The organism is Rhodococcus sp. B50, from assembly GCF_013602415.1.
In the GTDB taxonomy this organism is placed as follows: Bacteria; Actinomycetota; Actinomycetes; order Mycobacteriales; family Mycobacteriaceae; genus Rhodococcus.
Genome location: NZ_WPAG02000002.1, coordinates 2025908 through 2047087 on the forward strand (window position 1 = coordinate 2025908; position 21180 = coordinate 2047087).

General features: G+C 68.9%; 19 protein-coding genes. 5 read left to right on the plus strand and 14 right to left on the minus strand.

The window, feature by feature from the left end; all coding sequences use genetic code 11:
* Window positions 1-14: 14 nt before the first annotated feature.
* The 6 genes from GON09_RS09685 to GON09_RS09710 all read right to left on the minus strand — a co-directional run bounded on the left by GON09_RS09685 (window position 15) and on the right by GON09_RS09710 (window position 6370).
* A complete protein-coding gene (locus GON09_RS09685; protein WP_213931605.1) occupies window positions 15-374 on the minus strand; it encodes a nuclear transport factor 2 family protein in 360 nt (119 codons plus the stop codon).
* Window positions 371-1369 carry an MBL fold metallo-hydrolase gene (locus GON09_RS09690; RefSeq protein WP_213934382.1) on the minus strand — a complete coding sequence of 333 codons (999 nt, stop codon included), beginning with the start codon at window positions 1367-1369 and terminating at the stop codon, window positions 371-373. Before GON09_RS09690 ends, GON09_RS09685 begins: the two co-directional genes overlap by 4 nt.
* A gap of 52 nt (window positions 1370-1421) precedes the next feature.
* Window positions 1422-2549: a 3'(2'),5'-bisphosphate nucleotidase CysQ gene (locus GON09_RS09695; RefSeq protein ID WP_213931606.1), complete on the minus strand. Its 1128-nt coding sequence runs from the start codon at window positions 2547-2549 to the stop codon at window positions 1422-1424.
* Window positions 2546-4381, minus strand: a complete 1836-nt coding sequence (gene cysC, locus GON09_RS09700; RefSeq protein ID WP_213931607.1) for an adenylyl-sulfate kinase — start codon at window positions 4379-4381, stop codon at window positions 2546-2548. The genes GON09_RS09695 and cysC overlap by 4 nt, the downstream gene beginning before the upstream one ends.
* Complete coding sequence (cysD, locus tag GON09_RS09705) at window positions 4381-5313, minus strand: sulfate adenylyltransferase subunit CysD (protein WP_213931608.1); 933 nt, start codon at window positions 5311-5313, stop codon at window positions 4381-4383. The genes cysC and cysD overlap by 1 nt, the downstream gene beginning before the upstream one ends.
* Window positions 5314-5428: 115 nt before the next feature.
* Entirely contained in the window at window positions 5429-6370 is a 942-nt protein-coding gene (locus GON09_RS09710) for a helix-turn-helix domain-containing protein (protein WP_213931609.1), read from the minus strand.
* A gap of 82 nt (window positions 6371-6452) precedes the next feature.
* On the opposite strand from GON09_RS09710, the gene GON09_RS09715 reads away from it, so the two are divergent.
* From GON09_RS09715 to GON09_RS09730, 4 genes are all read left to right on the plus strand, one after another.
* The gene (locus GON09_RS09715) at window positions 6453-7619 is read left to right on the plus strand and encodes a hypothetical protein (RefSeq protein WP_213931610.1); all 1167 of its coding nucleotides are present in this window, start codon (window positions 6453-6455) and stop codon (window positions 7617-7619) included.
* Window positions 7616-8407, plus strand: coding sequence for an SDR family oxidoreductase (locus tag GON09_RS09720; protein WP_213931611.1), 792 nt, complete (start codon window positions 7616-7618; stop codon window positions 8405-8407). Before GON09_RS09715 ends, GON09_RS09720 begins: the two co-directional genes overlap by 4 nt.
* Window positions 8408-8419: 12 nt before the next feature.
* Complete coding sequence (locus GON09_RS09725) at window positions 8420-9568, plus strand: sulfotransferase family protein (protein WP_213931612.1); 1149 nt, start codon at window positions 8420-8422, stop codon at window positions 9566-9568.
* Between the two features lie 73 nt (window positions 9569-9641).
* The gene (locus GON09_RS09730; protein ID WP_213931613.1) at window positions 9642-10169 is read left to right on the plus strand and encodes a MarR family winged helix-turn-helix transcriptional regulator; all 528 of its coding nucleotides are present in this window, start codon (window positions 9642-9644) and stop codon (window positions 10167-10169) included.
* 79 nt (window positions 10170-10248) lie between these two features.
* Here GON09_RS09730 and GON09_RS09735 read toward each other — a convergent pair whose 3' ends face one another.
* From GON09_RS09735 to GON09_RS09770, 8 genes are all read right to left on the minus strand, one after another.
* A complete protein-coding gene (locus GON09_RS09735; protein WP_213931614.1) occupies window positions 10249-11025 on the minus strand; it encodes an enoyl-CoA hydratase in 777 nt (258 codons plus the stop codon).
* Window positions 11022-11930, minus strand: coding sequence for a 3-hydroxyisobutyrate dehydrogenase (gene mmsB, locus GON09_RS09740; protein WP_213931615.1), 909 nt, complete (start codon window positions 11928-11930; stop codon window positions 11022-11024). The genes GON09_RS09735 and mmsB overlap by 4 nt, the downstream gene beginning before the upstream one ends.
* A complete protein-coding gene (locus GON09_RS09745; protein ID WP_213931616.1) occupies window positions 11927-12991 on the minus strand; it encodes an enoyl-CoA hydratase/isomerase family protein in 1065 nt (354 codons plus the stop codon). Before GON09_RS09745 ends, mmsB begins: the two co-directional genes overlap by 4 nt.
* Complete coding sequence (locus GON09_RS09750) at window positions 12988-14142, minus strand: isobutyryl-CoA dehydrogenase (protein WP_088899327.1); 1155 nt, start codon at window positions 14140-14142, stop codon at window positions 12988-12990. Before GON09_RS09750 ends, GON09_RS09745 begins: the two co-directional genes overlap by 4 nt.
* Before the next feature lie 11 nt (window positions 14143-14153).
* A complete protein-coding gene (locus GON09_RS09755; RefSeq protein WP_213931617.1) occupies window positions 14154-15686 on the minus strand; it encodes a CoA-acylating methylmalonate-semialdehyde dehydrogenase in 1533 nt (510 codons plus the stop codon).
* A 160-nt stretch (window positions 15687-15846) separates the two neighbouring features.
* Window positions 15847-16395, minus strand: a complete 549-nt coding sequence (locus GON09_RS09760) for a DUF1360 domain-containing protein (RefSeq protein WP_213931618.1) — start codon at window positions 16393-16395, stop codon at window positions 15847-15849.
* Between the two features lie 112 nt (window positions 16396-16507).
* Entirely contained in the window at window positions 16508-17278 is a 771-nt protein-coding gene (locus GON09_RS09765; protein ID WP_213931619.1) for an SWIM zinc finger family protein, read from the minus strand.
* Window positions 17279-20086, minus strand: a complete 2808-nt coding sequence (locus tag GON09_RS09770) for a DEAD/DEAH box helicase (RefSeq protein WP_213931620.1) — start codon at window positions 20084-20086, stop codon at window positions 17279-17281.
* A 49-nt stretch (window positions 20087-20135) separates the two neighbouring features.
* Here GON09_RS09770 and GON09_RS09775 point away from each other — a divergent pair, with 49 nt between their 5' ends.
* Entirely contained in the window at window positions 20136-21086 is a 951-nt protein-coding gene (locus GON09_RS09775; RefSeq protein ID WP_213931621.1) for an NADP-dependent oxidoreductase, read from the plus strand.
* Window positions 21087-21180: the final 94 nt, after the last annotated feature.

Sequence of the window (21180 nt, forward strand, 5' to 3'; positions counted from 1 at the left end):
TTTGTCGGTGTCGGTCAGTTGCCGGTGAACGGCGTGGGGTCGAAGTAGTCCCGGCAGGCCGCGATCCTTCCGTCGACGATCTCGAACACGCCCGTGACGGGGAGTTCGATCGTCCGGCCGTTCATGGTGAACACATCGGTGCGTTCGTTGAGCACGACGTTGCCGGAGACCGCCTGGTGGTGGATGCGGTAGTCGATGGCCCCGAACGACGTCACGAAGCCCGCGATGTACTCCTCGATGGCTGCCCTACCGCGGATCGGTTCCATCGGGATGTTGTGGAAGACCGCGTCCTCGGCGAAGAACGCGGCGAGCTCGGCCGGATCGGGATCGGCCCAGCGCCGGCAGAACTCGGTGACGACCTCGTCGGGGCTCATCGGGTCTGCACGCGCGCGAAGCGAGCGGGTTCGGTGCCTGCCACTCGACGGACCCGTCCCCGTTCGATGAGTTGCCGCACGTGCGCCGACCCCTCGGCGAGCGCCATCCTCTTGCCGTGCAAGGGTGTCTCGCCCCACGGCCGGTACCAGCGCATGCGGGCGGTGGCCTCCCACAGCGTGAGTTCCTCGTCGCCGAATGCGTCGTAGAGATCGTCGAGGCGCTGGTCGTGGTGGTCGATCAGTTCACCGACGCGGTGTGGCAGGTCGTCGATCTGCTGCCGGTGTGCGGGAAGTGCGCGCCGCACGGGTAGGTCGGCGACCGCGCGCAGCGAGTCGAGGTACTCCCCCAGCGCGTCGCGTTGCGGCAGCGGGAAGTCGAACTCGCCGACGTGCGGGGTCGTGGTGGCGAGGACGTGGTCGCCGCTGAACAGCACGCCGTGTTCCTCGAGCAGGAAGCACGCGTGGCCTGCGGTGTGGCCGGGGGTCAGCACGGTGCGCAGAGACCGACCCGACAGCGGGATCGTCTCGCCGGCACCGAGTTTGCGGTCGGGCAGCGAGTCGGGACGGCCGACGGCCGGCACGACGGCGGCGAGCGCCTCCTCGATGGCGTCCTCGGGGGCGCCGGCGCGGCGCAGCAGTTCGGCTTCCTGGGGACGGCGATCGACGTCGGAGAGCATGACCTCGAGGTGCGCGAAGTCGGCCTCGTTCATGGCGACCCAGCAGCCGGAGGCCTCCCGGACGCGTCCGGTGAGACCGACGTGGTCGGGGTGGAAGTGGGTGACGACCACGCCCTCGACGTCGGTGACCGACAGGCCGGCCGTCGCCAGGCCGTCCTGCAGCGCCGCCCAGGACCTGTCGTCGTTCCAGCCGACGTCCACGAGGACGACGCCGCGTGGGGATTCCATCACGTAGACCTGGGTGTCGCCGACGGGCAGGTCTGCCACCGGGACGGGAACGACGTGGATGCCGTCCCCGATATCACGCGCTTCGGCCATGGTCATGCCTCTCGATCATGGTGACTTTCGTTCGAAAGCTACAGCAATGAGTTCAAGGGTTACCCGAGACGGGTTCGATGATCGCGACGATGGACCTGATCTCCCCGGCCGGGATGTCGAAGTGCTCCGTCACCGCCACCGAGGTCTCGGCCTTCGGGCCCGCGGCGATGTCCAGGACGAACCGCGCGACGACGCTGTGGTGCCATTCGTGGAACTGCAGGTCGCGGATACGCCGGATAGGCCGGTATTCCGGGCCGTGCTCGAGGCGGTCGCGGATCTCGATGCCACTGTCGCCGGTGCGCTCACCGTTCTCGACCCGCCAGGCGTCCTCGGCGAGCCGCACATGGGACGCGTCGTGGCTGACCAGGGACCGGATGTACGCGCGTGCCATCGCCACCCGGGGGCTGTCGGTCGGCCCGGTGGCGTGCACGGCCAACGCGGACATCACCTCCGGCGCCCAGTCGGCGCGGCAGATCACCAGGTCGGGCAGATACGGATGCGGCCGGTTGTACTCGAGTTCGCTGCCGTCGATCCGGGCGCAGTGCAGACCGGCGGCGTGCGCGACCGCGACGGGTGCCGCCGAATCCCATTCCCACTGGCCGCCGGCGTGGATGTAGGCGTCGGCCTCCCCGCGGACCACCGCCATCGCTTTGGCACCGGCCGAGCCCATCCGGATCAGGTCGGCGCCGAGGTCTCGGGCCAGGTCGAACACGAAGGCCGGCGGGCGGCTTCCGCTGATGACGATGCGGGGTCGACGGCGAGGGGGACGCGGCGCCGGAACCGGATCGGCGGTGCTGTGGACGACCCCGACGGCCGGTTGCGCGACTGCGGCTGCGGTGAGCCCCCGTCCGGCCTCCCACAGCGCGATGTGGACGGCCCAGTCGACGTGCTCGGGCATCCCGTATTCCTTGGACCCGTCGAGCGGGTCGATGATCCAGACGCGGTCGGCGCCGACCCGTGCCGGATCGTCCGCCGACTCCTCGGAGAGCACCGCGTCACCGGGCCGGGCGGCCGCCAGGCGCTCGAGGATGTAGGTGTTGGCGGCATGATCGCCGCGCCGGCCCAACTCGCGCCCGGTGAGCGAATCCGATTCGATGGCGCGGACCGTGAGCAACAGTTCACCTGCGCCGGAGGCCGTCTCGGCAGCGAGTCGGGCATCGTCGAGCGTGTCGTCCGTCATGCCGTCAAGAATTCCACGACGCGACCCGCCTGCACCGCAGGCGTGCCGTCGTGGGGGTGCAGGACCAGTTCGGGATGTCGCGGCGGCTCGTAGGGATCGTCGATTCCGGTGAAGCCGGTGATCTCGCCGGCCCGCGCCCGCGCGTACATGCCCTTGGGGTCGCGGGCTTCACAGTCGGCGAGCGGGGTGTCGACGAAGATCTCGACGAAGCGGATCCCGGCTTCTTCGTGTTGTCTGCGGATACGGTCGCGGTCCGCCCGGTACGGGCTGATGAGCGCGCAGATCGCGACGAGCCCGGCATCCGCCATCAGTTGGGCGACCGCGCCGACACGACGGACGTTCTCCGCGCGGTCCTCGGGACCGAACCCGAGGTCGGCGTTGAGTCCGTGCCGGAGGTTGTCGCCGTCGAGGCGGTAGGCCGGAATACCTTCGGCGACCAGTCGTCGTTCGAGTTCGACGGCGAGGGTGGACTTCCCGGAGGCTGACAGGCCGGTGAGCCACACCGTCGCTCCCGTCCTTCCCCGTTCGTCCCGCGAGACCGCCGCCGAGTGCCAGACCACCCGGGTGTCGGCCAGTGTCGGGCCGGTGATCATCCCGGCCGCGACGGTGTTGCCGGTGCGTTCGTCGACCAGTACGACACTGCCGGTGGTGCGATTGCGCCGGTAGGGATCGAACAGCAGCGGTTGTTGCGTGCGCAGTTGCACGCGGCCGATCTCGTTGAGACCGAGCGTCGTCGCGGTCTCGTCGCGGTGCAGTGTGTCGACGTCGAGCCGGTAGTCCAGGCGCGCGACCCGCGCCGTGGTGGATTGCGTGGTGTGCAGGAGGACGTAGCGGGCGTCCGGGTCGAGCGCGGAGCGTTCGTCGAACCAGCACACCATGGCGTCGATCTCGCGGCCGACGAGGGGACGGTTGTTGGGCCGGCACAGCATGTCGCCGCGTCCGACATCGAGGTCGTCGTCGAGTTCGACGCACACCGCCGCGTCGGCGAAGGCGTGCTCGAGCGCCGTTCCCCCCGGTCCCCACAGGGCGCGCACCCGGGTTCCGAAACCGGAAGGGAGAACGACCACTTCGTCTCCGGGCGCGAACCCACCCGCGGCGATCGTTCCCGCATAGCCACGGAAGTCGCGGTGTTCGCCCTCCCCCGGCCGGATCACATACTGCACGGGCAGTCTCGCGTCGATGAGGTTGACGTCCGAGGCGATGTGGACCTGTTCGAGATGGTGCAGCAGCGAAGTGCCCTCGTACCACGGCATGTTCGCGGTCCGTGAGACGACGTTGTCGCCGTGCAACGCGGAGACGGGAAGGAAAGTGAGGTCGGGGATGTCGAGCTTCGCCGCGAAATTGCGGAATTCGTCGCAGATCTCGTCGAACCGGTTCTGCGACCAGTCCACCAGGTCCATCTTGTTGATGCACAGCACCACGTGCCGCACCCCGAGCAGCGACGCGAGGAAGGCGTGCCGGCGGGTCTGCTCGACGATGCCGTTGCGGGCGTCGACGAGGACGAGCGCCAGATCCGCGGTGGACGCCCCGGTGACCATGTTGCGCGTGTACTGCTCGTGGCCGGGAGTGTCGGCGATGACGAATGTGCGGTGCGCCGTGGCGAAATAGCGGTAGGCGACGTCGATCGTGATGCCCTGTTCCCGCTCGGCACGCAGGCCGTCGGTGAGCAACGCGAGGTCGGCGCGGTCGGACCCGCGGTCGAGGCTCGTGCGGGTCACCGCTTCGAGCTGGTCCTCGAAGACCGCCTTCGAGTCGAACAACAACCGGCCGATGAGCGTGGACTTGCCGTCGTCGACACTGCCCGCAGTGGCGATGCGCAGCAGGTGGGACATCAGAAATATCCTTCCCTCTTGCGGTCTTCCATCCCGGCCTCGGAGATCCGGTCGTCTGCCCGGGTCGCACCGCGCTCGGTGACACGACTGGCTGCGACCTCGGCGACCACCTCGTCCGCGGTGGCGGCCGCGGATTCGACGCAGCCGGTGCACGTCGCGTCACCGACCGTGCGGAACCGCACGAGACTCTCGCGCGGCACCTCTCCGGGTTGCAGGGTGAGAAACGGATTGTGGGCGAGCAGCATCCCGTCACGTTCGACTACGGGTCGCCGGTGGGCGTAGTACAGGGACGGCAGGTCGACGCCCTCGTCGCGGATGTAGCGCCAGATGTCGAGTTCGGTCCAGTTGGACAGCGGGAAGACCCGCATGTGCTCGCCGCGGCGGTGCCGGCCGTTGTACAGCTGCCACAGTTCGGGGCGCTGCGCCTTCGGGTCCCACTGCCCGAACTCGTCGCGCAGGCTGAAGATACGTTCCTTCGCGCGGGCCTTCTCCTCGTCGCGGCGGGCGCCGCCGAACACCGCATCGAATCCGCCTTCTCGCAGGGCCCGGAGGAGAGTTCCGGTCTGCAGCCGGTTGCGGGTCGCGTGCGGTCCGTGGTCCTCCACGGCACGTCCGGCGTCGAGATCGTCCTGCACCGAGGCGACGATCAGGCGCAGTCCGTGCCGCTCGACGGTGCGGTCGCGGAAGTCGACGACCTCGTCGAAGTTGTGTCCGGTGTCGATGTGCAGCACGGGGAACGGCAGCGGCGCGGGCCAGAACGCCTTGGCGGCCACGTGCAACATCACCGCGGAGTCCTTGCCGCCGGAGAACAGCAGGACGGGTCGGGAGAAGGTCGCAGCGACCTCGCGGAAGATGTGCACGGACTGGGCCTCGAGCGCACCGAGCAGCGGCAGTTCGTAGATCGGTGGTCGTTGCGGCGGCACCGTGGTCACTCGTGCCCCTCTCACCCGGCGCGGTACACATGTGTACCGACGCGGTCGAAGATTACCCCGCAACAGTAGAACGAGTTTCAATTCCAGGTCAACGGGTGGCCGCCGCGACCGTCCGTCAGCGTGCCGGTCGGCGTCCACCGAGATCGGCGGTGATCGCATCCGCGACCGCCACGAGCGCCGCGCCGCACCGCTCGATCTCGGTGGCGTCCACTTTCCGTTCGAGGTGGAGTGTGAGCACGAGCGACTGGTGACCGTCGGGATCGTAGGCGGGGGCCGCCACGAGGTTGACCGCTCGCTTCTCCCCCGCCGCGAAGATGCCGGGCAACAACACGCGCTCGCCGGGACTGGCCACGAGTTCCGCCAGCATCTCCCGCATCTCGGGAGCCAGGTCGTGCGAGACCACACCCGCCATGAGCGCGTACAGGCGGCGACCTCCGGGCGTGAGGGATTCGGCGAGATAACCCGTGCGCCGACACGCGTCGACGATCCGCGACAGGTCGTCGCGGTCGACGGTCACCGGCAGGGTCGGTTCGCGCCGTAGCCACTGCTCGATGCGTTCGTCGGTGTCCCACAGCACGTACATCAGTCCCACGGGTGGCGCGAAGGGATACACCTCTCCCACCCGCGCCGCCGCGGCTGCACCGTGGGCGCCGACGACGTCGAGCACCGCGATCCGGTCGCCGACGACGGCCGAGGCGGAGCACATCGCGCCGAACTCCTCGGCAAGGCCGGCGAGGTGACGGTGCGCGACCGGCCCGGACGCGAATCCCCGCTGCGCGGCGCGTCCCGCGACGATGAGCGCCGGTCCGAGCCCGTAGGTCTTGTCTGCAGGGTCACGGATCAGATATCCGGCGTCGGTGAGCACCGTGAGGATGCCCAGACAGGTGGGCTTGCTCAGGTCGAGTTCGCGCGCCAGTTCCGACAATCCGAACCGGGCGCCGGGTCGCGCGACGAGGTGGTCGAGGACCTGCACGACACGCTCCGTCGGCGGCGACCGGCGGGCGGCCCCCGCTCCTGCGTCCGGGCCTCCGGGCGCCCCGACCTCACGACGACCCATTGACCCTCCCTGGAACACGTTCTACTCTCGGCGCAACGGAAGACTACCGCAGCGGTACATATTTGGACCAGAGGAGATCGCAGTGCTCACCGATCCGCTCACCGCGGCGATAGCCGAGGCCGAGAAACTCGTCGCCACCGCCCCGCACATCCGCACCGAACAGGACCTCGTCGAGGGATACGGGTATCTGGCCGGCGGGATCTCCGCGTGCGTCCACGCCACTTTCGCGTACAGCCGTTCCCATCCGGTCTTCGTGACCGGCACCGGTCCCTATACGAAAATGGGGCTCGACAATCCCGACACCCTGTACTGGGGTGCGTCGATCCGCGACGACGCCGAGTACGTCGTCACCGGGCGCCGCGGCACGACCTGCGATCTCAGCTTCCAGGTGCTGGCCGGCAATTACACCGACGCCGACGTGCCCGGCCACGTCACCGCCTTCGACGACCGCGCACTGACCGTCGCCGACGACGGCACCTTCGAGGTGCGCTTCGGTCCCGGGCCGCGCGACCCGGAACGGAACTACTTCCCGCTCGCACCCGGCTCGTCGCAACTGGTGGTCCGCGAGGTCTACAGCGACTGGACGCAGCGCCGCGGCACGCTGAGCATCCACCGCCTCGACACACTGGGCACCCCCGCGCCCGAGCCCACCCACGCGGACGCGGTCACCCGCTACGAGCGCGCCGGTCGTGCTCTGGTCTCGCGGGTGAAGACCTGGCTGCAGTTCCCCGAGTGGTTCTACTTGAAGCTCCCGGTGAACACCGTCACCGAACCGCGTCGCACCCCCGGTGGGCTCGACACCCAGTACTCGTCGGTGGGGCACTTCGAACTCGGCGACGACGATGCGATGGTCCTGACGGTCCCTGCGAGCGACGCTCCCTATCTGGGGTTCCAGATCGGCAGTCTCTGGTACATCTCCCTGGACTACATCCACCATCAGACCTCGCTGAACAACAGCCAGGCGCAGGTCGATCCCGACGGGATGGTCCGGATCGTCGTCGCGGCCCGCAATCCGGGGCTGACCAACTGGGTCGAGACCCTCGGCCGCAGCCGCGGGATCGTGCAGTTCCGCTGGCAGCGCCTCGCTCGGGAACTCACCGCCGCCGACGGTCCGACCGCCGAGGTGGTGCCCTTCGACCGGATCCCCGAGGTCCTGCCCTTCCACGATTCGAACCGCATCACTCCCGAGGCCTGGGCGCAGCGCATCGCGGAACGCCAGCGGGGCGTCGCCGATCGGATGCTCGCATGAGCGCAAGCGCGGAACTGCTCCGCGACCGGGTCGTGGTGATCTCGGGTGTCGGTCCGGGACTGGGGCGCACGCTCGCCCTGCGCTGCGCGGACCACGGCGCCGACGTGGTGCTCGCGGCCCGGACCCGGGAACGGCTCGAGAAGGTCGCGGCGGAGATCGAGGCCGCAGGCCGGCGGGTGCTGGCCGTACCCACCGACATCACCGACGACGAGTCCGCGGCCTCGCTCGTGGAGGCGGCTGTGTCGGAGTTCGGCCGCGTCGACGTGCTGGTCAACAACGCCTTCTCCGTACCGTCGATGAAGTCCTTGGCGCGCACCGACTTCCAGCAGATCCGCGACAGCATCGAGCTCACCGTGCTCGGCGCGCTACGGCTGACACAGCTGTTCACTGCCACCCTCGCCGAATCTGCCGGTGCGGTGGTCAATATCAATTCGATGGTGGTGCGGCACTCCCAGGAGCGTTACGGCAGTTACAAACTCGCGAAGTCGGCACTGCTGGCGATGTCGCAGTCCCTGGCGACCGAACTCGGACCGCAGGGTATACGTGTCAACTCCGTTGCGCCGGGCTACATCTGGGGCCCGATCCTGCAGGGCTATTTCGAACATCAGGCCGGCAAGTACGGCACCACCGTCGAGCAGATCTACGAGCACACCGCCGCGGCCTCCGATCTGAGGCGCCTCCCGACCACCGAGGAGATCGCGGACGCGGTGATCTTCCTGGCCTCGCCGATGGCGTCGGCGATCACCGGCCAGTGCCTCGACGTCAACTGCGGCGAATACCACCACTGAACGGGACAGCACATGAGCGAACGCACCACCGTCGGCACCGTCGAGGATCTGCACGCCTCCGCGACCCGCTTGACGGGCCTGGCCGATTTCGGCGACGACGACTACCGCGACGGGCTCGAAGTGCTGCTCGAGTCGTACGCGCGGGACGAGAAGCTCACGCCGCTGGGCAGCAAGATGTCGCGGGTGTTCCTGCGCGGCGCCCTGGTGGCGCGGTTGCTGTCCGAAGCGGCCTGGACCCGACATCCCGAGCACGCCGACGTCCCGGTCACCCGGCCGATCTTCGTCACCGGCCTGCCCCGCACCGGCACCACCGCGCTCCATCGCCTGCTCGTCGCGGACCCCGCCCACCAGGGGCTCGAGATGTGGCTGACGGAGATGCCTCAACCGCGACCTCCCCGCGAGACGTGGGCGGAGAACCCGGTCTTCGCCGGTATCGAGGCCGGATTCGCGCAACACCACGTCGAGCATCCCGAATTCATGGGCGTGCACTACATGTCGGCCGCCGAGGTGGAGGAATGCTGGCAGTTGCTGCGCCAGTCGTTCCGGTCGATCTCCTACGAGTGCCTCGCCCACCTGCCCACCTATTCGCGGTGGCTCGCCGGACAGGACTGGACCGCCGCGTATGCCCGGCATCGCAGGAACCTCCAGCTCATCGGGCTTCCCGATGCCGGCAAGCGGTGGGTGCTGAAGAATCCCAGTCACCTGTTCGCACTGGACGAACTGCTCGAGGTGTACCCGGACGCGCTCGTCGTCGTCACCCATCGCGATCCGCGTACCGTGATCCCGTCGGTGTGCAGCCTCGCGGCACAGGCCACCGACGGATGGTCCGAGGCGTTCGCCGGACAGACCATCGGCCGCAGTCAACTCGACCTGTGGGCACGCGGCTTCGACCACTTCACCGAGGCGCGTCGCCGGCACGATCCCGCCCGTTTCGCCGATGTGGACTACCGGGATTTCGTCGCCGATCCGCTCGGCACCGTCGGAAGCCTGTACGACCGGTTCGATCTGCCGTTCACCCCCGGGGCGGAACGGGCGATGGCCGACCTGCACGAGGAAAGCCGGAGCGGGGCAAGGAAACCCGAACACCGGTACACACTCGAAGAGTTCGGACTGACCGTCCGCGACGTCGACGAGCGTTTCCCCGACCACGCATACCGCTGAACCTGGCGGGAAACGCGGCCGGCAACCGGTGTGCCCTGCCTACCTGCACGTTCGTCCGTGGGATGATGGAGGCATGGCCGCACCACTCCCCCTCGACCCCATCGCCGAAGCCCACCGCCAGTGGACCGCCCACGGCTGGGGCGAAGTCGCCGACGGCATGGCCGCGGTCACCTCGGTGATGCGGGCACAGCAGATCATGATGGCGCGGGTCGAGGAGGTGCTCAAGCCGTTCGGCCTGACCTTCGCCCGCTACGAACTCCTCACCCTGCTGCATTTCACCAGGTCGGGGGCGTTGCCGATGGCGAAGGCCAGTGCGCGCCTGCAGGTGCACCCCACCAGCGTCACCAACGCCGTCGACCGGCTCGAGAAGGCCGGTCTGGTCCGGCGCACCCCACATCCGAGCGATCGACGTGCCACTCTTGTCGAACTCACCGACGAGGGACGGGCATTGGCGATCCAGGCGACCGAGAAGCTCAACACGGAGGTCTTCGCCCGGCCGGGCATTCCGGAGGAGCACATCGATACGCTGCTGCGCATCATCGCGACGATGCGCCACGATGCCGGCGACTTCGACACCGGCGGTGCACCTTCCAAGTGGTGAGGCACGAAACGGTCGAATCCTGAGAGCCGAAGAGGGCCGCCCCGATTCGGGGCGGCCCTCCGTCGTGTGGTGATGCCTGTCAGGCGTGCTTGAACTCCGGCGCACGCTTCTCCACGAAGGCCGCCATGCCTTCCTTCTGGTCGGCGGTGGCGAACGTCGAATGGAACACGCGGCGCTCGAACTTCACGCCCTCGGCCAGCGTCGTCTCGAAGGACCGGTTGACGGCCTCCTTCGCCATGATCGCGACCGGCAGCGACATCGACGCGATGGTCGTCGCCGTCTCGAGAGCCACGTCGAACAGCTCCGCGGCGGGAACGATGCGCGAGACGAGTCCGGCGCGTTCGGCCTCCTCGGCGTCCATGTTGCGGCCGGTCAGGCACATGTCCATGGCCTTGGCCTTGCCCACGGCGCGGGTGAGGCGCTGCGAGCCGCCGATGCCCGGGATGACGCCGAGCTTGATCTCGGGCTGACCGAACTTGGCGGTGTCGGACGCGATGATGAAGTCGCACAGCATCGCCAGTTCGCAACCGCCGCCGAGCGCGTAGCCCGACACCGCGGCGACGATCGGCTTACGGACGGACGAGAGCCGATCCCACTGCGAGAACAGGTCTTCCGCGTAGACCTCGGCGAAGGTCTTCGGAGCCATCTCCTTGATGTCGGCGCCGGCGGCGAACGCCTTCTCCGAGCCGGTGAGCAGGATCGCACCGATCTCGCTGTCCGCGTCGAGTTCCTCGACGGCGGCGACGACCTCACGCATCAACTGGCTGTTGAGGGCGTTGAGCGCCTTCGGCCGGTTGAGGGTGACGATGCCGACGCGGCCCTTGCGGTCGAGCAGGATGGTCTCGAAATCGGTCACTGGCTGTCCTTCGCGGTCGAGCGGTCTCGGATGTCGGTGATGATGGCGGAGAAGTCGAGTCCTCCACCACCCTCGGTGTTGAAACGATGGTAGAGCTCGGCTGCACGCAGTCCGAGTTCGGCCTCGACTCCGTTGGCCCGCACCGCGTTCGCGGCCAGTCCGAGATCCTTGTCCATGAGCGCGGCCGCGAAGCCCGGCGTGTAGTCGTTGTTCGCGGGGGTGGTCGGGACGGGGCCCGGCACCGGGCAGTTGCTCGTCAGCGCCCAGCACTGGCCGGACGCGTTGGACGCGACGTCGAACAGTGCCTGGTTGTCGAGGCCCAGCTTCTCACCGAGGACGAACGCCTCGCTGATGGCGATCATCGAGATGCCCAGGATCATGTTGTTGCAGATCTTCGCGGCCTGGCCGTTGCCCGACCCGCCGCAGTGGACGATCTTGCGTCCCATGGCCTCGAGCAGCGGCTTCGCGGTGGCGAAGTCGTCCTCGCTGCCGCCGACCATGAATGCGAGGGTGCCTGCGGCGGCACCGGCGACACCTCCGGAGACCGGGGCGTCGACGGCACGGTGACCGGCCTTCTGCGCCTTCTCCGCCGCTGCGCGGGCATCGGCGACGTCGATGGTCGAGCTGTCGACGAACAGTGTGTTCGCCTCGGCCGCGGGCAGGATCTCGTCGTACAGGTCGAGGACGAGCTTGCCGTTGGGCAGCATGGTGATCACGACCTGGGCGCCGCGCACCGCGTCGGTCGCGGCCTCGGCGACGGTGATGCCGTTCTTCGTGGCCTCTTCCTGCGCAGCGGGAACCGGGTCGTAACCGTTGACGGTGTACCCGGCGCGGACGAGGTTCGCGGCCATCGGCCCGCCCATGTGTCCGAGGCCGAGGAAGGCGACGGTGGGAAGTTCACTCATCGGTCGTTCTCCTTGGGAGCGGCGAGCCCGAGTTCGAGATCGCCGAGCGGCTGGAAGTAGGCCTCGACGTCGGCCTCGGTGACATCGGCGAGGGTCGCCGGCGACCACTGCGGGTTGCGGTCCTTGTCGACGACCTGTGCGCGGATGCCCTCGACGAGGTCGTGCGACTTCAGCGAGGCGGTCGAGACCCGGAACTCCTCGTTCAGCACCTCTTCGAGGCTGCCGAGCTGCCGGGCGTGACGCAGCGAGCGGAGGGTCACCTTCAGCGCGACAGGCGATTTCGCGAGCACCTGGTCGGCGGTCTCCCGTGCCTCCGGAACGTCGGAAGCCCGAAGGCGTTCGACGATCTCCTCGACGGTGTCGGCGGAGTACGCCGCGTCGATCCACTCGCGCTGCGCGAGCAGCGCCGATTCCGGTGCGGGCTGCGAGTATTCGGCGAGCGCGTCCTCGACCGAGCCGGATTCGAGTGCGGCGACGAACTTGTCGAGCGACTCGGACGGCAGGTAGTGGTCGGCGAAGCCCAGAGCGACGGCGTCGCCGGCCTTCATCCGTCCGGTGGTCAGCGCGATGTGCGTGCCGACCTCGCCGGGGGTGCGCGAGAGCAGGTAGGTGCCGCCGACGTCGGGAACGAATCCGATTCCGGTCTCGGGCATCGCGATGCTCGAGCGCTCGGTGACGATCCGGACGTTGCCGTGCGCGGAGATCCCGACGCCGCCGCCCATGACGATGCCGTCCATGATCGCGATGTACGGCTTCGAGTAGCGACCGATGGCGGCGTTGAGGATGTACTCGTCGCGCCAGAAGTCCTGCGATCCCGTGCCGCCGTCCTTGGCGTCGTGGTAGATCGAGACGATGTCGCCGCCGGCGCACAGGCCGCGCTCACCGGCACCGCGCACCAGCACGGCACGCACCGAATCGTCGTTCTCCCACGCGCTCAGGGCCTTCGACATCTCGAGGACCATGGCGTGGTTGAGCGCGTTGATGGCCTTGGGCCGGTTGAGCGTGATACGGCCGATGCCGTCCTTCACGTCGATGAGGATCTCGGGTTCCTGCCCGGTCATGCCGCTCCGTTCTGCGCTGCGGCCACCACGCTCCGCGCGACGACCACCCGCATGATCTCGTTGGTTCCTTCCAGGATCTGATGCACGCGCAGGTCGCGCACGATCTTCTCGATCCCGTACTCGGCAAGGTAACCGTATCCGCCGTGCAACTGCAGCGCCTCGTTCGCCACCTCGAAACCGGTGTCGGTCGCGAAGCGCTTGGCCATCGCGCACAGCTCCACGACGTCGTCGGCGCCACGGTCGAGCGCGTCGGCGGCACGCCACAGCATCGTGCGTGCGGCCTCGAGTTCGATCCGCATGTCGGCGAGGCGGAACTGCAGCGCCTGCGAGTCGAGCAGCCGCTCGCCGAAGGCCTTGCGCTCGGCGAGATAGGCGACCGCCCGGTCGAGGGCGGTCTGGCCGCCGCCCACCGAGCACGCGGCGATGTTGATGCGGCCACCGTTGAGGCCGTGCATGGCGATCCGGAAGCCGCCGCCCTCAGTGCCGAGGAGGTTCTCGGCGGGCACGCGGGCACCGTCGAGGATGACCTGGCGGGTGGGCTGCGCGTTCCAGCCCATCTTCTTCTCGTTGGCGCCGAAGGACAGCCCCGGGGTGTCCTTCGGGACGATGAACGCCGAGATGCCGCGCGCGCCGGTGTCGCCGGTGCGGGCCATGACCACGTAGACGTCGGACGTGCCGGCTCCGGAGATGAACTGCTTGACTCCGGTGAGCACGTACTCGTCGCCGTCACGAACGGCCTTGGTGCTCAGGGCCGCTGCGTCGGATCCGGCGCCCGGCTCGGTGAGGCAGTAGCTCGCGAGGTGCTCCATCGTGCAGAGCTTCGGGATCCACTGCTTGCGCTGGTCGTCGTTGCCGAACTTGTCGATCATCCACGTGACCATGTTGTGGATGGAGATGTAGGCGGCGATGGACGGGCAGCCCTTCGCGAGTTCCTCGAAGATGCGGACGGAGTCGAGGCGTCGCAGCCCCGATCCGCCCACGTCCTCGCGGACGTAGATCCCGCCCATGCCCAGTTCGGCGGCCTTGCGCAGCACGTCCACGGGGAAGTGCTTGCTCTGGTCCCATTCGACCGCGTTCGGGGCCAGATATTCGGTGGCGAAGTCCCGGGCAGTGTCGCGGATCGCCCGGTCGTCGTCGGTGAGAACGAACATCGATGGACCGCCTAGTTCATCGTCGGGATGACGAAGTGGTCGGTGTCGGCCACGTGCGCACCCTCGATGTCGCCTTCCTTGACACCGGACGGCCAGCGCTGCGTGACCGTCTTGGTCTTGGTGTAGAAGCGGAAGGCGTCGGGGCCGTGCTGGTTGAGATCGCCGAAGCCCGACGCCTTCCAGCCGCCGAAGGTGTAGTACGCGATCGGGACGGGGATCGGAACGTTGATGCCGACCATGCCGACCTCGACGCGGGCCGCGAAGTCGCGGGCGGTGTCGCCGTCGCGGGTGAAGATCGCGACGCCGTTGCCGTACTCGTGCTCGGTGGGCAAGCGCAGGGCGTCCTCGTAGTCGCGCGCACGCACCACGGTGAGTACGGGGCCGAAGATCTCCTCCTTGTAGATGGACATCTCGGGGGTGACCTTGTCGAACAGGGTCGCGCCGGAGAAGAACCCGTTCTCGTGTCCTTCGAGGACGAAGTCGCGTCCGTCGACGACCAGCTCGGCGCCTTCCTCGACGCCCTGGGCGATGTAGCCGTGCACGCGGTCGCGGGCGGCAGCGGTCACGAGCGGACCGAAGTCGGCCTTCTCGTCGAAGCTGGTGCCGATACGCAGTTCGGCGATGCGCTCGGTGAGCTTGGCGACGAGCCGATCCGCGGTCTCCTCGCCCACGGGGACGGCCACGGACAGCGCCATGCAGCGCTCACCGGCCGAGCCGTAGGCGGCGCCGACGAGGGCGTCCGCGACCTGGTCGAGGTCGGCGTCGGGCATGACGATCGCGTGGTTCTTCGCACCACCGAAGCACTGTGCGCGCTTGCCGTTCTTCGCGGCCGTCTCGTAGATGTACTGCGCGATGGGGGTCGAGCCGACGAAGCCGATCGCCTTGATGCGCGGGTCGTCGAGCAGGTAGTCGACAGCGCTCTTGTCGCCGTTGACGACGTTGAACACACCGGCGGGCAGTCCTGCCTCGAGGAACAGCTCGGCCAGACGCAGCGGCACGGAGGGATCACGCTCGGAAGGCTTGAGCACGAACGCGTTTCCGGCGGCGAGCGCCGGGCCGGCCTTCCACAGCGGGATCATGGCCGGGAAGTTGAACGGGGTGATCCCGGCGACGACGCCGAGGGGCTGACGCATCGAGTACACGTCGATTCCGCCGCCTGCGGACTCGGTGTACTCACCTTTGAGCAGGTGCGGGGCGCCGATGGCGACCTCGATCACCTCGAGGCCGCGCTGGATGTCGCCCTTCGCGTCGGGGACGGTCTTGCCGTGCTCGCTCGACAGCAGACGGGCGAGCTCGTCCATGTTCTCCTGCACGAGGTACACGAACTTCATGAGGACGCGCACGCGCTTCTGAGGATTCCAGGACGCCCACACCTTCTGCGCCTCGGCGGCGTTCGCGATGACGGCGTCGACCTCGGAGTCGGCCGCGAGCGGCACGCGGGCCTGGACCTCACCGGTGTTGGGGGCGAAGACGTCGGCGAAGCGGCCGGAGGTGCCGGCGACGTGCTGCCCGCCGACGAAGTGGGTCAATTCTCGAACGCTCATGTCCGATCCCGTCCTTTACTGGTGTGCGATGACGTGGGATGTGCGATTTTCGGCGCGAACGGGCGAAGGCCCGAAGTCTTCGCTCATCCTATAGTTGGAAGTCCACGTATGTCTACCGTCACACCACACCGGATCGGTCGGCGCCCCTCGCGGGCCTGTATCAGCCTTCGGCGATCTGCTGCGCCTTCGCGTAGGCGAGGTGCAGGAAATCCGCTCCGGTCAGAGCCGCGAACGACCCCGCCACCAGACGCGTGAGGCCCGGCGCGTAGACGAGACCGAACACCAGCGCGGTGACCGTCCACAGGTCGAGGCAGAACGGGCAGGCGAGCAGCTCTCCCACCGCGTGACGGATCCGCGACGACGTGCGTGGTTGTTCCATCACCTCGGCCGGTCCCCCCGGACCGTCGAATCGGGTGAACGGCGCGCGCACCGGGCTCGTCACGGCAGCCTTGCTGAGGATGCGGGAGAACTTGTGGCTCGCGAGGGCGGTGACGACGAGATCACCCGCACCCGGCCGCGGCAACGGTCGGCCACGTTTCGCCGCAACCGCCGACAGTGTTCCGACCAGCGTGAGATAGATCGACATCAGGATCGCGTAGCCGCCGAGCGGACGATCCTCGTCACCCCGATAGGTTTCGACTTCCTCCTTCACGGCGTGAACGGCGCGTTCCGCGTGCTCCTTGGCCGACGGCTTCTCGGATGTCCCCATGAATCCTCCACTCCAGCAGGTCGCGTGCCGGTGGACGAAGGCCACCCGCATCCTCACCCGGGCAGGCATACCCCCGCGTCCGCTGTCGCAACCGGGATCGGAGGGCAGGCGGCTACCGCATCCGCCGGTACAGATCCTCGAGATCGGTGATACCGCGGATGACCACGGCCTCGTCCGTTCCGCCGGCCCGCAGCGCGCGGCGCAGGAGCATCGGATCGAGGTCTTCGAGCGCGGGCCGGAACCGCTCCGCGGGGAGATCGGGCAGCTCGGTGTCGTCGCCGTAGAAGTCCTGCACCGCGGCCGCGTCGTCGCCGGGTTCGGCGTCGTCGACGCCGCCGATCAGCGTCGCGAGGTCGACCCCCCGCAGCGTCAGCACGGCGAGCGGTTGATCGTCGACGTGTTCCGCGAGCAGATAGGCGACGGCCGCGGCGTGCTTGCAGGGCCACCCGTCGTCGGGGCACGTGCACTCGAAGTCGAGCTCACCCGCGCGTCGCGGAAGCAGGGTCGATCCGAGCTCCTCGGGAAGGATGCCCGCGGCGAGCCGGGCGAGCATGCCCGGCGACGAGCGGACCAGCGTCACGAGTTCGCGCACCGCGTCCTCGTCGAGCGTGCGCACACGTACCGCCGAGGTGAACGGAGTGAGCTGACTGCCCTGCACGTCCCCCACGGCTGCACCCGGTTCGAGTCGCATGGAGATCACCTGACCGGCTCGCGCGTACGCGCGCCCCCGCGTCAGACGTCCCTTCTCGGCGAGCTCCTCCATGACGGAGATCAGTTCCTTCGACCACCAGCTCCGGCCGATCGCGCCACGCTTGGTACGTGCCTCGATGCCACCGTCGATCCGACGTGCCGTGCCGTAGCGGCGCACGTTGCCTCGCGCCATCTAGTCCCCCACCGCGTCGTCGCCGAGGGTGAGCAGGGACTGCAGCTGATCGGTGGAGAGCTCGGTGATCCAGTTCTCCCCCGCACCGACCGCGATCTCGGCCAGTTCCTGCTTGCCGGTGAGCATCTCGTCGATACGCTCCTCCACCGTTCCCACACACACGAGCTTGCGGACCTGGACGTCGCGGCGCTGCCCGATCCGGAATGCGCGGTCGGTCGCCTGGTTCTCCACCGCGGGATTCCACCACCGGTCGAGATGGACGACGTGGTTGGCGGCGGTGAGATTCAATCCGGTACCGCCCGCCTTGAGGGAGAGCACCATGATCGGCGGGCCGCCGTCACCCTGGAACGCCGCGACCATCGCGTCGCGCCGGCCCTTGGACACGCCTCCGTGCAGGAAGGGCACCGTCGTCGCGAACCGCTCCTCGAGATACGGGACGACGAGCTCACCGAACTCGCGGAACTGCGTGAACAGCAACACCTTCTCGCCGTCGGCCAGCACGGACTCGACGATGTCCTCGACCAGACCGAGCTTTCCCGAGCGATGCCGGCCGCGGCGCAGGACGGGCGAGCCGTCGCTCAGATAGTGCGCGGGATGGTTGCACACCTGCTTGAGCCTGGTCAGCGCCGCGAGCACCGCTCCCTTGCGGGCCATGCCCTCCTTGTCGCGGATCCGGCGCATCATGTCGTCGACCACCGCCCGGTACAGAGCGGCCTGTTCGGCCGTCAGGTTGGCCCGCACGGTCTGCTCGAACTTCTCGGGCAGATCGGAGATCACGTCGGGATCGGTCTTCACGCGGCGCATCACGAACGGTGCCGACAAGGCTCGCAGCCGCGCCGCGGCGACGGGGTCGTGGTCGCGTTCGATCGGCACCGCGAAGCGGGCCCGGAAGGACGCCGCGCTGCCGAGCAGGGACGGGTTCGCGAAGTCCAGGATCGCCCGCAACTCCTCGAGCCGGTTCTCCACGGGTGTGCCGGTGAGCGCGATCCGGTGCGCCGCGGGCACCGCGCGTGTCGCGCGGGACTGCGCGGTGGCGGTGTTCTTCACGTGCTGGGCTTCGTCGAGGACCACACGTTGCCACGACAACGCCGCGAGTTGCGCGACGTCGCGGGCGGCGATGGCATAGGTCGTCACCACGAGATCGTGGGCGGCGGCAGCTGCGGCGAGGGTGGGTCCGCTCAGTCGCTGCGCGCCGTGGTGGACGTGCACCCTCAGATCGGGAACGAATCGTTCGGCTTCGCGCTGCCAATTGCCCACCACCGACATCGGGCACACGAGCAGGGTCGGTGCGTCCCGCAGACCCGACTCGCGTTCGTGGGCGAGCAACGCGAGCACCTGGATGGTCTTGCCCAGGCCCATGTCGTCGGCGAGCACGGCGCCGAGGCCGAGCCGGCTCATGAACGCGAGCCAGTCGAGGCCGCGCTGCTGGTAGGGACGCAGTTCGGCGTTCAGACCCGCCGGAACGGGGACCGGCTCGGGACGGGCCTGCCCGTCGAGAAGCATTTCGACCCAGCCGGAGGCGGAGACCTCGGTGACCTCTGCGGGCGGCGCATCGTCGCCGGTGAACTGGGCGAACAGCGATCCGAGGGTCGCGTTCTCGGCGGAATGTGCCGTGACGTAGCGAGCCGCACGGGCCAGGGCCTCGGCGTCGGCCCGCACCCACTTGCCCCGCAACTTGACCAGGTCGCTGTTCGCCGCGACGAGCTCTTCCATCTCCGACGGCGTGAGCAGCATGTCCCCGACTGCCAGCTGCCACTCGTACGAGACGATCGCGCTCATCCCCACGACGCTGTCGTCGGCGCTCACGGGTGCGACGGGTGACTCGACCTGCAGGCGCAGGGACGGATCGACCCTCGTCCAGGCGCGCGGCAGCAGCACCGAGATCCCGGCGGCGTCGAGCGCCCGGGCACCGTGCTCGACGAGGTCCACGACGACCGGGGTGGGCAGCAGCAGGTCGAGGCTGTCGGGGTCGCGGGGTACGTCCTGCAGGCGCGGATAGGACTGGAGCGCGATACCGAGCTTGCGCACGCCGATCTGCAGCAGGTGCGGGTCGGTGTCCGCGACGGGCAGCGGCATCGGCGCCTGGCCCTCCGCGCGCAGGCACACCTCGAGACGCCAGATGGAATCGGCGCCGACACCGTCGTCGACGTCGTCCGGCTCGACGAGACGCAGCACCAGATCGGGTTCGTAACCGGCGAGGCTGGCACGCCATTCCTCGAGCGCGTCGGCCATGCGCTGGGTGCCACGGGGATGGGGAGTGCCCTCGGCCAGGGCGGCGACGAGCGGATGCAGTGACGTCGATGAGCCGTGGAGCGTGCGCACGACGGGGTCGGTCAGCTCGCGGCACAGATCGTCGAGCAGGTCGACCGGTCGTCCGAGCTGTCGCTGCGCAGGAGACATCGCGGCCGCCAGTTCGGCGGACCAGGCCCGCGTCTTCTCACCGCCGAGCAGACGCCACCGCGCCCACCACTGCTTCTCGACCCGCACCAGCTCCGGCGCGACGCGACCGGCCTGCACCCACCTCTCGATGCCGCGCGCGACGTGCGCGAGATACCGCAGGTCGCCGCCCACGCCCCCGGGGCGTCGGGGCATGTCCAGCAGGAGTTCGGCCGCATCCGGTGGTGCCACGGCGACGGCGGGCACCGTGGTCGGCTCGGTGTCCGTGGGGAAGATGATCGTGACGCGGTGGCGGAACGGGCGGTCGATCCATCGACGCAGCGCCGACGGCAGCGCGTCGGGATCGGGCTCTGCGGCGGGGTCCCACCACAGCATGAGGCCGGATCCCGGTGACCACAGCCCGTGCAACATGCCCACTATCGTGCCAGCCGTACCCGACCCCGATGGCAGGCTGGGTCCCATGGCACGCGCATACGGCTTCGTGGACTACGGCGGTCCGGAGACACAGCAGCTGCTCGACACGGCTGTGCCCACACCCGGTCCGGGACAGCTTCTCGTGGCGGTCCGGGCCGCCGGCGTGAATCCCGCCGACTGGAAGGTGCGGTCCGGACAGCGCAGGAACAGCGTCACGGTGCACTTCCCGGCTGTGCTCGGCCGAGAAGTCGCGGGTGTGGTGGAGGCCGTGGGTCCGAATACCGACTTCGCGGCAGGAGGCACGGATGCCGACTTCGCGGTAGGCGACGCCGTCTTCGGAGCCACCGCGGAGGGCCACGGCGGCTATGCCGAATACACGCTCGTCGATGCACGCGCTGCCGCGCACAAGCCCGGGTCCGTGTCGTTCGAGGTGGCGGCGACTCTTCCGGTCGCGGCCGGAACGGCCTTCGACATCGTCGAGCACCTCGACATCGTCGACGCGGACACCGTGCTCGTCCTCGGTGCCGGTGGCGGCGTGGGATCGGTGACCACGCAACTTGCGCACGCCGCGGGCGCCGCCGTGCTCGGTGTGGCGAGTGCGGGGAAGCGGGATCTCGTCGAATCGTGCGGCGGTCTGTGGGTCGAGTCCGGTACGGGCTTCGACGAGCGGGTCGCGGCCGTCGCGGAGCGGTGCGGGGCGGTGACCGCGGTCGTCGATCTCGTCGGTGGCGACGTGCTGGAACGGGCGGTCGCGCTGACCCGGACACCCGAACGGGTCGTGAGTGTCGCCGATCCTTCCCGCGCGCAGGCCCTGGGTGGTTCGGGGATCACCCGGCGACGGACCAGGGCGGTGTTCGAGCAGATCGCGAAACTCGTCGAGCGTGGGGTCCTCACGCCCCACATCGAGCGGGCCTTCCCTCTCGCCGAGGCCGGTCGCGCGCTGGAACTCGTCGAATCCGGGCATACGGGCGGGAAGGTCGTCGTCACCGTGCCCTGAATCACCCTGCGGCATCGCCCTGCGGCGAGCGCACTGTCGGCGCGGTATGTCAGGATCGCCGCGTGCGTGGGGGGAACGCGACGTGGTGGGTGGC

Bases quoted from the DNA above. Each gene is read 5' to 3' on its own strand.
- GON09_RS09750 (WP_088899327.1), bottom strand. From the start codon at position 14,142: ATGTTCGTTCTCACCGACGACGACCGGGCGATCCGCGACACTGCCCGG.
- GON09_RS09690 (WP_213934382.1), bottom strand. From the start codon at position 1,369: ATGGCCGAAGCGCGTGATATCGGGGACGGCATCCACGTCGTTCCCGTC.
- GON09_RS09695 (WP_213931606.1), bottom strand. From the start codon at position 2,549: ATGACGGACGACACGCTCGACGATGCCCGACTCGCTGCCGAGACGGCC.
- GON09_RS09745 (WP_213931616.1), bottom strand. From the start codon at position 12,991: ATGACCGGGCAGGAACCCGAGATCCTCATCGACGTGAAGGACGGCATC.
- GON09_RS09770 (WP_213931620.1), bottom strand. From the start codon at position 20,086: ATGTTGCACGGGCTGTGGTCACCGGGATCCGGCCTCATGCTGTGGTGG.
- GON09_RS09765 (WP_213931619.1), bottom strand. From the start codon at position 17,278: ATGGCGCGAGGCAACGTGCGCCGCTACGGCACGGCACGTCGGATCGAC.
- GON09_RS09755 (WP_213931617.1), bottom strand. From the start codon at position 15,686: ATGAGCGTTCGAGAATTGACCCACTTCGTCGGCGGGCAGCACGTCGCC.
- GON09_RS09685 (WP_213931605.1), bottom strand. From the start codon at position 374: ATGAGCCCCGACGAGGTCGTCACCGAGTTCTGCCGGCGCTGGGCCGAT.
- GON09_RS09775 (WP_213931621.1), top strand. From the start codon at position 20,136: ATGGCACGCGCATACGGCTTCGTGGACTACGGCGGTCCGGAGACACAG.
- cysC (WP_213931607.1), bottom strand. From the start codon at position 4,381: ATGTCCCACCTGCTGCGCATCGCCACTGCGGGCAGTGTCGACGACGGC.
- GON09_RS09725 (WP_213931612.1), top strand. From the start codon at position 8,420: ATGAGCGAACGCACCACCGTCGGCACCGTCGAGGATCTGCACGCCTCC.
- GON09_RS09730 (WP_213931613.1), top strand. From the start codon at position 9,642: ATGGCCGCACCACTCCCCCTCGACCCCATCGCCGAAGCCCACCGCCAG.
- GON09_RS09710 (WP_213931609.1), bottom strand. From the start codon at position 6,370: ATGGGTCGTCGTGAGGTCGGGGCGCCCGGAGGCCCGGACGCAGGAGCG.
- mmsB (WP_213931615.1), bottom strand. From the start codon at position 11,930: ATGAGTGAACTTCCCACCGTCGCCTTCCTCGGCCTCGGACACATGGGC.
- GON09_RS09720 (WP_213931611.1), top strand. From the start codon at position 7,616: ATGAGCGCAAGCGCGGAACTGCTCCGCGACCGGGTCGTGGTGATCTCG.
- GON09_RS09760 (WP_213931618.1), bottom strand. From the start codon at position 16,395: ATGGGGACATCCGAGAAGCCGTCGGCCAAGGAGCACGCGGAACGCGCC.